The sequence below is a fragment of the Mesorhizobium sp. WSM4935 genome (assembly GCF_029625735.1).
Taxonomy (GTDB): domain Bacteria; phylum Pseudomonadota; class Alphaproteobacteria; order Rhizobiales; family Rhizobiaceae; genus Mesorhizobium.
The window spans coordinates 1-12,288 of the sequence record NZ_JARTVR010000016.1; the positions used below are offsets into that span (position 1 = coordinate 1).

At 64.2% G+C, this 12,288-nt stretch carries 12 protein-coding genes; 7 read left to right on the top strand and 5 right to left on the bottom strand.

Annotated elements, in window-relative coordinates; genetic code table 11:
- Positions 1-114 precede the first annotated feature (114 nt).
- Together P9273_RS26750 and P9273_RS26755 are read right to left on the bottom strand one after the other, a co-directional pair.
- Complete coding sequence (locus P9273_RS26750; protein WP_278051459.1) at positions 115-1,611, bottom strand: FAD-linked oxidase C-terminal domain-containing protein; 1,497 nt, start codon at positions 1,609-1,611, stop codon at positions 115-117.
- A 261-nt stretch (positions 1,612-1,872) separates the two neighbouring features.
- Positions 1,873-3,195, bottom strand: a complete 1,323-nt coding sequence (locus P9273_RS26755) for a DUF3422 family protein (RefSeq protein ID WP_278051460.1) — start codon at positions 3,193-3,195, stop codon at positions 1,873-1,875.
- A gap of 207 nt (positions 3,196-3,402) precedes the next feature.
- On the opposite strand from P9273_RS26755, the gene P9273_RS26760 reads away from it, so the two are divergent.
- From P9273_RS26760 to P9273_RS26770, 3 genes are read left to right on the top strand one after another with little or no spacing between them, the layout of a single operon-like run.
- Positions 3,403-4,206: a FadR/GntR family transcriptional regulator gene (locus P9273_RS26760; protein WP_278051461.1), complete on the top strand. Its 804-nt coding sequence runs from the start codon at positions 3,403-3,405 to the stop codon at positions 4,204-4,206.
- Between the two features lie 21 nt (positions 4,207-4,227).
- Positions 4,228-5,364: an alpha-hydroxy acid oxidase gene (locus tag P9273_RS26765; RefSeq protein ID WP_041003469.1), complete on the top strand. Its 1,137-nt coding sequence runs from the start codon at positions 4,228-4,230 to the stop codon at positions 5,362-5,364.
- 59 nt (positions 5,365-5,423) lie between these two features.
- Positions 5,424-6,191, top strand: coding sequence for a metallophosphoesterase (locus P9273_RS26770; protein WP_278051462.1), 768 nt, complete (start codon positions 5,424-5,426; stop codon positions 6,189-6,191).
- 44 nt (positions 6,192-6,235) lie between these two features.
- Here P9273_RS26770 and P9273_RS26775 read toward each other — a convergent pair whose 3' ends face one another.
- Positions 6,236-6,367 carry a hypothetical protein gene (locus P9273_RS26775; RefSeq protein WP_263481599.1) on the bottom strand — a complete coding sequence of 44 codons (132 nt, stop codon included), beginning with the start codon at positions 6,365-6,367 and terminating at the stop codon, positions 6,236-6,238.
- A gap of 354 nt (positions 6,368-6,721) precedes the next feature.
- Entirely contained in the window at positions 6,722-7,420 is a 699-nt protein-coding gene (locus tag P9273_RS26780) for a type 1 glutamine amidotransferase (protein WP_278051559.1), read from the bottom strand.
- An 86-nt stretch (positions 7,421-7,506) separates the two neighbouring features.
- Between P9273_RS26780 and P9273_RS26785 the strand changes: the two genes are divergently transcribed.
- From P9273_RS26785 to P9273_RS26800, 4 genes are all read left to right on the top strand, one after another.
- Positions 7,507-8,154 (top strand): hypothetical protein, encoded by a 648-nt coding sequence (locus P9273_RS26785; RefSeq protein ID WP_278051463.1) that lies wholly within the window; start codon positions 7,507-7,509, stop codon positions 8,152-8,154.
- Between the two features lie 31 nt (positions 8,155-8,185).
- Complete coding sequence (locus tag P9273_RS26790; protein ID WP_278051464.1) at positions 8,186-8,920, top strand: 16S rRNA (uracil(1498)-N(3))-methyltransferase; 735 nt, start codon at positions 8,186-8,188, stop codon at positions 8,918-8,920.
- Positions 8,921-9,172: 252 nt separating this feature from the next.
- Complete coding sequence (locus P9273_RS26795) at positions 9,173-10,546, top strand: glutamate--cysteine ligase (RefSeq protein WP_041003537.1); 1,374 nt, start codon at positions 9,173-9,175, stop codon at positions 10,544-10,546.
- Positions 10,547-10,648: 102 nt separating this feature from the next.
- Positions 10,649-11,647, top strand: a complete 999-nt coding sequence (locus P9273_RS26800; protein ID WP_278051465.1) for a DUF937 domain-containing protein — start codon at positions 10,649-10,651, stop codon at positions 11,645-11,647.
- Positions 11,648-11,953: 306 nt separating this feature from the next.
- Here P9273_RS26800 and P9273_RS26805 read toward each other — a convergent pair whose 3' ends face one another.
- On the bottom strand, positions 11,954-12,244 hold the full coding sequence (locus tag P9273_RS26805; protein ID WP_278051466.1) for a DUF1127 domain-containing protein: 291 nt from the start codon (positions 12,242-12,244) through the stop codon (positions 11,954-11,956).
- Positions 12,245-12,288 lie beyond the last annotated feature (44 nt).

Here is a 12,288-nt window from a genome sequence, read left to right on the forward strand (position 1 = left end):
CCTCAACGCAAAAGCACGCGACGCGAGAACCGAGTTCGCAAATGCAACTTGACAGCCCAGACAGTCGCTCTCCCCCGCTTTGCGGGGGCGAGGAACTTTGATCCCTAGCCCCCATCAAAACCTCGGAATGTCCGGAAACGCCATCTGCCCGCGATGCACATGCATCCGTCCCAGCTCCGCGCAGCGGCGCAGCTGCGGAAACACCTTGCCGGGGTTGAGCAGATGGTTGGGATCGAAGGCGCATTTGACGCGCATCTGCTGGTCGAGGTCGATCTGGTTGAACATTTCCGGCATCAGGTCGCGCTTCTCGACGCCGACGCCGTGCTCGCCGGTCAAGACGCCGCCGACCTCGACGCAAAGGCGAAGGATGTCGGCGCCGAAGCTTTCGGCCTTGTCGAGCTCGCCCGGCACGTTGGCGTCGTAGAGGATCAGCGGATGCAGATTGCCGTCGCCGGCGTGGAAGACATTGGCGACTCCCAATCCATATTTCTCGGAGAGATCGCGCATGCCGGCAAGCACGCGCGGAAGTTCCTTGCGCGGGATGGTGCCGTCCATGCAGTAATAATCCGGCGAGATGCGGCCGACGGCCGGGAAAGCCGCCTTGCGGCCGGCCCAGAAGCTCAGCCGCTCCTGTTCGGATTGCGAGATGCGGCAAATGGTCGAGCCGTTCCTGTAGGCGATTGCCTCGACAAGGCCGATCAGGTGGTCGACCTCGACGCTCGGGCCGTCGAGCTCGACGATCAAGAGCGCCTCGACATCGAGCGGGTAGCCGGCGTGGACGAAATCCTCCGCCGCGTGGATCGCCGGGCGATCCATCATCTCCATGCCGCCTGGGATGATGCCGGCGCCGATGATGTCGGCGACGCATTGACCGCCCTGTTCGCTGGTCGGAAAGCCGATCAAAAGCGCGCGCGCCGTCTCAGGCTTCTTGAGGATACGCACGGTGACCTCGGTGACGACGCCGAGCAGGCCTTCCGAGCCGGTCATCACGCCGAGCAGGTCGTAACCTTCCTGGTCGAGATGGCTGCCGCCGAGCCGCACCACCTCGCCATTCATCAGCACCATCTCGATGCCCAGCACATTGTTTGCGGTGAGCCCGTATTTCAGGCAGTGGACGCCGCCGGAATTCTCCGCGACGTTGCCGCCGATCGAGCAGGCGATCTGGGAGGAAGGATCGGGGGCGTAGTAGAAGCCCTCCTGCTCGACGGCGGTGGTGATGCCGAGATTGGTGACGCCGGGTTGGGCAACGACCACGCGATTCGGGTAATCGATCGCGAGGATGCGGTTGAAGCGGCTCATCACCAGCAGCACCGCGTCCTCGAGCGGCAGCGCGCCACCAGACAGCGAAGTGCCGGAGCCGCGCGGCACGACGCGGATGTTGCGCTCGTTGCAGTATTTCAGCACGCGGGAAACCTGGGCGACCGTTTCCGGCAGCACCACCACCAGCGGCAATTGCCGGTAGGCGGTGAGGCCGTCGCTTTCGAAGGCGCGCATTTCATTGGCCGCGTCGACCACCCCCTCGCCCGGCACGATGATGCGCATGTCGGCGACGATCTCGGCGCGCCGGCGCATCGTCTCGGCATCTGGCTTGGGCATGGCTAGGCCGGACATCGGTCATCTCGCTTGACTGGTCAAAATCTTTTACCAGCCTGACCGTTTTGTTGCAAACGCTGCTTTGATCGCATCGGGCGACGAGCGTGACGCCAGGCTTCCGCAGCGGCAATCTGCCGCTGGCGCTCTACCCTCCCCTTTATGGGAAGGGTCGCGAACGAAGTGAGCGGGTGGGCCGCGCCGGCGAGGCGCTTTACGAGCCCATTCCCGATCCGCTCTGCAGATCGACCCCCCACGAAGGGGGAGGGTAAAAGAGCTGCCCTACTCGCCCGGATGCTTCGCCGGCTCGGAATGCATTTTCCGCACACGGCGCACGCCCCACCAGACCAGCAGGACGGCGACCGGGACGGAGGCCGCGGTGACGACCTCGGGCGCGAAGGCGTGACCGAAGATCGAGGCGCCCTTGGCGACATAACCGATGAGACCGACGACATAATAGGACACGGCGGCGACCGACAGGCCTTCGACGGTCTGCTGCAGGCGTAGTTGCAGCCGGGCGCGGTTGTTCATCGAGGCCAGCAAGTCGCGGTTCTGCTTCTCGACGTCGACATCGACCCAGGTCCGTAAGAGCGTCGTCGCGCGGGTGAGTTTTCGCGATAGATTGGCCTGGCGCTCCTCGACCGAGCGGCAGGTGCGCATGGCCGGCGCCATGCGACGCTGCAAGAAGCCCGCCCATGTGTCGTAACCCTGCACCGGTTCCTCGTCGAGCGCCTCAAGGCGTTCGGTGACTATGCCGTCATAGGCGCGGCTGGCGCCGAAGCGGTAAAGGCTGGACGCAGCATCGGCCTCGAGCTCGGCGGCGAGTTCGGTGAGATCGGCGAGCAGCGTCTGGCTGTCGCGGGTCTCAACCGCCTTCATCTCCAACGTGGTCTGCGCCAGGCGGTCCTCAATGCGGCGGGCACGGCCGGACAGCGTCAGCGCCAGCGGCAGGCCGAGCATGGCCAGCGTCCGGTAGGTCTCGATATCGATCAGCCGCTGCGACAAGGCGCCGGTGCTGGCCGGCGTCAGGCCGCGATCAAGCACCAGCATGCGGGTCAGGCCGTCGCCGTCCTGGCGAAAATCGGTGATGATGGCGGCGGCACCCCGCTCGACCAGCGAATAGCACAGGCTGGTCGGATCGAAGCCGGCAATCAGCCTTTCGCTTGCTTGCGTCCATTTGCGGATCTCGAGCCGGATTCCGGAGATCACCGTTCCCGGCGGCGAGAAGCCGTTGCCGAAGGGCGAATCCTCCTGCCCGCGGCCATTCTCGGCCAGCGGCCCTTCCCAGAGATAGGTCGAGAATTCCGTATGCCGCTCCCAGCGCAGCGTGCCCTTGCCCCATTTCATGGCATGATGGCGCGCGTTGCGCTCGGGCGCGGCGATGCCCAGCCGCCGCGACAATTCCGAGAGCACGGCATGGTCGACCGCGGCGCCACCCTCGGTCATGAAGGAAAGCTGGATGAGCACGCGCGGTTTTTCGATCAGCGGGTGCGGACGCGCATGGACCTCGCCCAGCGCGCCAGGTCGCCCCTCATGCGCCGGGAAGCCCATCACACTGCCTTGCGCGCGCGGCTGAAATTCGAGCTTGGACGTCTCGTCCGACACGGCTGGTCCCCCTGACTTCGACCGATCGTGCAATCCGGTCGTCTTGCGGCAATCGGCGGGACGCGTAAACAGCAAATATTGGCGTCCAGGCAATGCGACGCGGGGCAGGCGATGCAACCGGACTGGACAAATTGGATAAATAATTTGACCAGTTGGCGACAGACGCTTTAATCTGAGTGACCTCCGTCCCGTTCTCCAGGCGTCCCTTTGAGCGACATTTTTTCCAGGATCGAGCATTCGCGCACCGCCGACGAGGTGGTGCAGCAAATCGAGAGCCTGATCCTCGAAGGCGTGCTGCGCACCGGCGACCGGCTGCCCGGCGAGCGCGAGCTGGCGCGTCAGTTCGACGTGTCGCGGCCGATCCTGCGCGACGCGCTGAAGGCGCTGGAAGGCCGCGGGCTGCTGACGACCAAGGCCGGCGGCGGCACGCATGTCGCCGACGTTATCGGGCAACTCTTCACCAAGCCGGTGACGGACCTGATCTCCACGCACCGCAAGGCGGTGACCGACTATCTGGAATACCGGCGCGAGATCGAGGCGGTGGCGGCCGAATACGCGGCGCGCCGCGCGACGCCGGAGGATCTGGCGCTGCTCGATCGCATCATGGCGCGCATGGACGAGGCGCACCGGACCGGCGATTTCGACGACGAGGCGGAAATCGACGTCGAGTTCCATCATGCGGTGTGCGAATGCGCGCACAACATCATCCTGCTGCACACGCTGCGCTCCTGCTACCGGCTGCTGTCGGAAGGCGTTTTCCAGAACCGGCTTCTGGTGTTCGGCGTGCCCGGCGCGCGCGAGGCGCTGCTTGAGCAGCACCGGGCGATCCATACCGCGATCAAAGCCGGCGATCCAATAGCGGCGCGCAAGGCGGCGATGGACCACATCACCTATGTCGAGCGCTCGATGGCGGAAGCCGAGCGCAGCGGCGACTGGCAGCGGGTGTCCAGGTTGCGCCTCAGGCAACGCTCGGAGGCCGGCGACATCGAACCCACACGAAAACGCTCCTAAGCAAATTTAGCGGGGACCACCATGAGCGACATCCTCACCATCGCCGACCTCAAGGACTTGGCACGCCGCAGGGTGCCGAAGATGTTCTTCGATTATGCCGATTCAGGCGCCTGGACGGAGAGCACCTACCGGGCCAACGAAGAAGACTTCGGCAAGATAAAATTCCGCCAGCGCGTGCTGGTCGACATGAGCAACCGTTCGCTGGAATCGACCATGATCGGTGAGAAGGTGGCGATGCCGGTGGCGTTGGCGCCGACCGGACTGACGGGCATGCAGCATGCCGACGGCGAGATGCTGGCGGCGCAGGCAGCGGAAGAATTCGGCGTGCCGTTCACGCTTTCCACCATGAGCATCTGCTCGATCGAGGATGTTGCCTCGGCGACCAAAAAACCGTTCTGGTTCCAGCTCTATGTGCTGCGCGACAAGGATTTCGTGCTCAACCTGATCGACAGGGCCAAGGCGGCGAAATGCTCAGCGCTGGTGCTGACGCTCGACCTGCAGATCCTGGGGCAGCGCCACAAGGACGTCCGCAACGGTCTCTCGGCGCCGCCCAAGATGACGCTTGCCAATATCCTCGACCTGGCGCTGAAGCCTCGCTGGTGCCTGGGGATCGCCGGCACGCCGCGCCGCACCTTCCGTAACATCGTCGGCCACGCCAAGGGTGTCGGAGACGTCTCCTCGCTGTCCTCCTGGACGACGGAGCAGTTCGATCCGCACTTGTCGTGGAAGGACGTCGCCTGGATCAAGGAGCGCTGGGGCGGCAAGCTGATCCTGAAGGGTATCCTCGACAAGGAGGACGCTCTGATGGCGGCCGAGACCGGAGCGGACGCGATCGTGGTCTCGAACCATGGCGGGCGTCAGCTCGACGGCGCCGCCTCCTCGATTTCGGTGCTGGAAGAAATCGCCGATGCGGTCGGCGACCGGATCGAAGTCCATATGGACGGCGGCATCCGCTCCGGCCAGGACGTGCTTAAGGCGCTCTGCCTCGGCGCCAAGGGCACCTATATCGGCAGGCCGTTCCTCTACGGCCTCGGCGCGATGGGCAAGGACGGCGTCACCAAGGCGCTGGAGATCATCCGCAAGGAGATGGACATCACGCTGGCGCTCTGCGGTAAGCGTCTGGTAACCGACATGGGCAAGGACCAGTTGCGGCGCTAGTCCTTATTCACCGATCCGCCCTAGTTTCCCGTGATGAACGAAACGGGAAGACGCTCGCCTTGACCGACACCGGCATCCATTATCTCGACGCGCGCGGGCCGGACGGCATGCGGCTCTACGCCATCGGCGATGTGCATGGCCGCCAAGACCTGCTCGCCGCCATGCACCGGCGCATCGCGAGCGAACTGGAATATGCGCCCGGGTCCGACTGGCGCATCATCCATCTCGGCGACTATGTCGACCGCGGTCCGGACTCCAAAGGTGTCATTGACATGCTGATCGAGGCGCAAAAGCGCGATGCGCGCAACATCATGCTCGCCGGCAACCACGACATCGGCATGCTCGAATTCCTGGCCGATGGCGAGCCGGACGGCTTGTTCATGAATTATGGCGGCGTGCAGACGGCGCAATCCTATGGCGTGGATTTCACGCGGGACATGCATTGGGTCGGCAAGGCGGAGGCCATCGCGAGAGGACACGCCGCGCTGGTGAAAGCGGTGCCGCGCAGCCATATCGATTTCCTGCAATCGCTGACGTTTTCGGCCAGTTTCGGCGACTTCTTCTTCTGCCATGCCGGGATAAGGCCGGGCGCGCCGCTCGACCGTCAGAACCAGCAGGACCTGATCTGGATCCGCGATGCCTTCCACGACCACCAGGAGCTTTTTTCAAAGGTGATCGTGCACGGGCACACGCCAGTCCCGGAAGCCGAGGTGAAGGCCAACCGCGTCAATGTCGACACGCTCGCCTGGAAATCGGGGACGCTGAGCGCGCTCGCCATCAACGGTGGCGACAAGCAGATCATCGACGTGCAAGGCAAAGCGCTCTAAGCGCGATCCCGGGCGCGGGCGTGCTTGCGATTTTTTGTCGAGGCTTAGTTCAGCGAGGCGGTGACGCCATAGCCGTCGACGGCCCGGTGATTGGTCGCTGCATCGGCGGCATAAATGCCCAGGCCGCAGAGCACGATGGCAGACAGCATGACAAAAGACAGGAGAGCTGCTTTCACGGACGTCATCTCTGGTTAAGCTTTCTGCATCTGGGCACGAGGCGGTTACCAATGCGTTGAAACGATAAAATGCGTCTCAATGTTTCGACGATTTCGCGCTTCTAAGCAGATTCTGTATCGCCGGTGTGTCGGCTGGATCACACAAAAGGTTCATAGCGGTTGCACCGACGATACAAAGCGCGCCCGCTTTCTTCTGTCCCGGTGCAATTCCGGACGGAAAACCGCTTCGCACTTTTCCTGGAATTGCTCTAGGCGAGCGGCCGGACACAAACCAAGGAAGAAGAATGTTGTCCCCAGGCGGAAGCGTGCGGGCGTGCCAATTATGCCACGCTTCGCCCGATCGGCGTTGGATGCTCAGATGGTAGCCACCCAGGCGCGGGCTATCGCCAGCCCGGCCGCGTCGGCGTCGGCGCCATTGCGGGCCAGTTCGTCGCCGAGGCGGTCGTTCCAGTCGGGATGGCGCTCGGCGATCGTTGCCGCGAAGGACGTGCTCCAGTCGCGCACCATCGGCGTGTCCGCCTCGAAGTGGAACTGGAAACCATAGACGGCGCGGCCGAGGCGGAAGGCCTGGTTTTCGGCGACCGCGCTGCCGGCGAGCCGCACGGCGTTTTCCGGCAGGCCGAACGTGTCGTCATGCCATTCGAAGATCGGAAATTTCTCAGGCAGCGCCGCCAGCACCGGATCCGACTTGGCGGCCGGCGTCAGCGAGACTTTGTGCCAGCCGAACTCGGTGGCGCCGCCGATGTGGTTGTCGCCGCCGAACGCGCGGGCAAGGAGTTGGCTGCCAAGGCAGATGCCGAGCACCGAGCGGTCCTTGTCGGCGAAATCACGCGTCAGCTCGAGGAGCGCCGGGAAATAGGGATAGTCTTCGTCGGCCAGCGCATTCTGCCCGCCGCCCAGCAAGACCATCGCATCATACCCGCCTGCATCCTGTGGCAACGGATCGCCTTGGTAGGGGCGCCGCAGGTCGAGATCGGCGCCCGCTTCGGCCAGAGCGGCACCGACCTGACCGAGGCCGGTGTTGTCGTAGTTCTGGACCACCAGCACGCGCATCGAGAATCCTGCTGACATGAAAATGCTGGGGCGAGCGATATCATGCGGCCCGCATTTCAGCCAAGATGCGTGCCGGAGAGAAAGCTATGCCACTGCAGAACCGGGTCGATCCTTTCGGCGTCATCCATGCCGTGCCGGAACGCGGCCTGTTCACCGGCAATCGCGGCATCATCCATGATCCGGAGACCAGGACGCTGCTCAAGAAGCGCTGGGCCTTGCAGGCTTGGATCATCTGCGTTTGCCGGTTCCGCGACGTGCGGCGCGAGCCGATGGGCCGCAACAGGCCGGGTGGCAAGGCAGGCTGGACGGAACTGTTCTTCCTCGACGAGGTGACAGCCTTGGCTGCCGGCCACCGGCCCTGTTTCTTCTGCCGCCGCGAACGAGCGACCGATTTCCTCGACCGATTCGGTCGCGCCTTCGGCATCGCCGAACCGCGGGTGCCGATGGTCGATAAAAGACTGCACGAGGAACGGCTGGCTTCAGGCGGACAGCCGCCTAGCGTGCTCGTGGAAGGCCTCACCAGCTTGCCTGACGGCTCGATGATTGCCAGTGGCGATACTGCCTATGCGATCCGCGCCGGCAAGGCACTCGAATGGTCGTTCGCGGGCTATGCCGCTCCCCTTCCCTTCGAGCGCCTGGCAGGACAGAAGCTGCGGATGCTGACGCCGGCGAGCACTGTTTCGGTATTGAAGTATGGTTTCACGCCGGTCTGGCATCACAGCGGCGATACTTGACGACAGTCAATGCCTCGCCCATTCCTCAGCCATGCGCGCCAACTATAAAATGCAGCGGCTGTTCGTGCCGGACGATCTTGGGCCTGGCCTCGAATTCGACGCCGGACAGCAGCAGAGCCATTATCTCGCCCATGTGCTGCGGCTGGGCGAAGGCGCCGAGGTGCTGCTTTTCAACGGCCGCGACGGCGAATGGTCGGCGTCGATCGCCGCGAAGTCCAAGAAGGCGGTCCGGCTGAAGGTGCTGGAGCCGCAGCGGCCGCAGCCGACGCTGCCCGATCTCGTCTACTGCTTTGCACCGCTGAAGCAGGGCCGGCTCGACTACCTGGTGCAAAAAGCCGTCGAGATGGGCGCCGGCACCCTGCAGCCGGTCATCACCCAGCACACGCAGGTGGCAAAGCCCGGTATCGACCGGCTGCGCGCCAATGTCGTCGAGGCGGCCGAGCAATGCGGCATACTGGCGGTGCCGGAAGTGCGCGAGGCGGAAAGGCTGCAGCGGCTTCTCGCCAATTGGAACAAGGAACGGCGGCTGATCTTCTGCGACGAGGATGCCTCCACCAACAATCCGCTGCCTGCCCTGCAAGCGGTGAGCGAGAAGAAATTTGCGCTTCTGGTCGGGCCGGAAGGCGGCTTTTCCGACGAAGAGCGCAAGATGCTGCGGGCCTTGCCTTTCGTCACCGCCATCCCGCTCGGGCCTCGCATCCTGCGCGCCGACACCGCGGCGGTGGCGGCATTAGCGGTGATGCAGGCGACGATCGGCGACTGGTAGGATCTTCCTTTATCCCGTGGGAGAAGGGAAGGCGAGCCACGCAGATCAAGCCCAGTTGAGCCGTGGCTCAGGATTTTTCGCTTGATCGGCTGCTGACATTTCGTCCATCTAGCGCCCGGCGGCCAGCTGACCGCCTACAGCGCCGCGCGTCCTTCGGACGCGCAAAGGACGCTGTAGCACTTTGTTTGGCCGCATGATCCTTTCCGAAAATCGAAGCCGATTTTCGGGGTCATGCGGTGGGAGGGCTTCCTTATGGCGCGCGACACAACCGATACCCAGCCCATCGAAGGCATCGACGAACTGGTCGGCTACCTGGCCGCTGGCAACAAGCCGCGCGACAAATGGCGCATCGGCACCGAGCACGAAAAATTCCCCTTCTATGTCGACGGCAACGCGCCTGTGCCCTATGGCGGCGAGCGCGGCATCCGCGCAATCCTGGAAGGCATGCAGGAAAAGCTCGGCTGGGATCCGATCATGGATGCCGGCCGCATCATCGGCCTTGTCGAGCCGACCGGCCAGGGCGCGATCTCGCTGGAGCCCGGCGGCCAGTTCGAGCTTTCCGGCGCGCCGCTGGAGTCGATCCACCAGACCTGCCGTGAGGGAAACGCGCATCTGGCGCAGGTGCGCGAGATCGCCGAGCCGCTCGGCATCCGCTTCCTCGGCCTCGGCGGCAGCCCGAAATGGTCGCTGGCCGACACGCCGAAAATGCCGAAATCGCGCTACGAGATCATGACGCGCTACATGCCGAAGGTCGGCACCAAGGGCCTCGACATGATGTACCGCACCTGCACGATCCAGGTGAATCTCGACTTCGAGAGCGAAGCCGACATGCGCCGCAAGATGCAGGTGTCGCTCAAGCTGCAGCCGCTGTCGACGGCGCTGTTTGCCAACTCGCCTTTTACCGAGAGCCGGCCGAACGGCCTCCAGAGCTGGCGCGGCGACATCTGGCGCGATACCGACAACCAGCGTTCCGGCATGCTCGAATTCTGCTTCGCCCCGGATTTCGGCTTTGCCGATTATGTCGAATGGGCGCTCGACGTGCCGATGTATTTCGTCATCCGCGACGGCCACTATCACGACATGACGCGCTACACGTTCCGCCAGTTCATGGCGGGTGCGGCGCGCAGCGAAGTGCCCGATGGCCTGCCGACGATGGGCGACTGGGCGAACCATCTCTCCACTTTGTTCCCCGACGTTCGGCTGAAGCGCTTTCTTGAGATGCGCGGCGCCGATGGCGGCCCGTGGCGGCGCATCTGCGCCCTGCCCGCCTTCTGGGTCGGGCTGCTCTATGACGAGCAGGCGCTGGATGCCGCCGAGGCGCTGACGTCGAGCTGGACCTATGCGGAAGCGCTGGCGATGCGCAATGCCGTGCCGGAGTTGGGCATTGCCGCACCGTTCCGCAACGCCACCTTGCGCGACGTCGCCCGCGACGTGCTCGCCATTTCCCGTATGGGACTGAAGAATCGGGCTAAGAAGAACCGCGACGGCTATGACGAGACGTCATTCCTCAACACGCTGGACGAGGTCGTGGCGCGCGGCACCACCAGCGCCGAGGAGATGCTGTCGGCCTACCACACGCGCTGGGGCGGCTCGATCGAGCCGGTCTTCATGGAATATGCCTATTAACCGTCCGGCCTGCGCCGAGCGGTTGGGCACCAAAAGCTGCTTCAATCGGTGATGGAAACGAACTAGGCTCCTCGACGAGGATATTCTCGGAGGAGAACCCAAATGGCTTCCCTGTTCGACATTTTCACCCAGGCCCAGAACGGTGCCGGCATGCAGGCGCTGGCGCAGCAATACGGGCTTTCGATGCAGCAGACCCAGGCCGCGGTTCAGGCGCTGCTGCCCGCGTTCTCGCAAGGGTTGCAGCGCAACACCGCCGATCCTTACGGTCTCGGCGCCTTCATGACGGCGATGGCGAGCGGCCAGCACGCGAAATATTTCGAGGACGCCACGAGGGCCTTTTCGCCGCAAGGCATCGATGAGGGCAACGGCATTCTCGGCCATCTGTTCGGCTCGAAGGATCTGTCGCGCGCCGTGGCAGCCCAAGCCGCGCAAGCGACGGGGCTCAGCCAGCAGGTGCTGCAGCAGATGCTGCCGGCCATGGCCTCGATGATGATGGGTGGCCTCTTCAAGCAGACCAACAATCAATTGAGTGGGGGGCAGATGCAGGCCGCCGGCGGTTTCGGCGGCAGCGGCAACCCGCTCGGCGAGATCATCGAGGAGATGATGCGGCAAAGCGGCGTCGCGCCTGCGCCGCAGCCGGCGCCCAACCCTTATGGCGAGAACCCGCTCGGCAAAGTGCTGCAGGATATGTTCGGCGGCGGTGCGTCCCAGTCCCAACCGCAACCATCGCCTAACCCTTACGGCGAAAACCCGCTGGGCAAGGTGCTGCAGGATATGTTCGGCGGCGGCGTGGCGCAGCAGCCGCAGCAAACTCGACCAGAGACGCAAAGCCCCTATGGCGACAACCCGCTCGGCAAGATCTTCGAAGAGATGCTGCGCCAGGGCGGCGGCGGCTTCGGCCTGCCCGGCGGGCAGCCGGCGCCGCAACCGCAACAGAGCGCGCCGCAACAGCCGCAGACCAACCCGAGCGGCCGGCCGCGAAACCCGTTCGACGACATCTTCGGCAAGATGTTCGAGACCGGCGCTCAGCAGCGCGACGAATATGAGAAGAGCGTCGGCACGATCTTCGACCAGTTCAAGCGCGACATGGATCGGCGGTAGATCCGCGCAGCCCAAAGGTGTGCCGAGATTCAGGTCAGGCCGAGCCGAAAATGGTGGTTTCCGAGAACCGGAGCGGAGCGTACTTAAGGACGTGAGCACCGGAAGCGCAGGAAGCCGCCGTTTGCAGGCCGGCCTCACCTGAAGGTCGGTACATCTTAAAAAAAATGCCCGGTCCTGGAGGAGAACCGGGCAATGTGCAGGCTGGCCGGCGGGGAACCGGCAGGGAGTGTGGGAGCCTGCTTGAAGCTGGTCGCGCCGAGCCGTGAAAAGGTTCAACGCGACCGGAAATCCAGGCAACGCGGCCGTTCAGGCCACCTGACGAGCGAAATCCTCGATCGTGTCGGCGCGCTCGCTGGCAATGGCGCGCAGCTTCACGGTCGGATCGCGGCCGAACGGCACGGCGACGGCGACATGGAGGTCCGCGCGTGTCAGGCCGATATCGGCAAGCTCGGCATCTGTCATCTCGCCCAGGCGATAGAAGGCGCGGCGGTTTTTCCAGGCGACATAGGCGTTGGCGAGAGCATTGAGCACGCGCGTCGCAACGGCCGGACGCGTGGTGATGCGCGGGGTCTCGGAAGCGAATTCAATCGTGGTCATGTCAGTCTCTCCTGCAGAGCCGAGCGGACGAAACCAGGCAATCG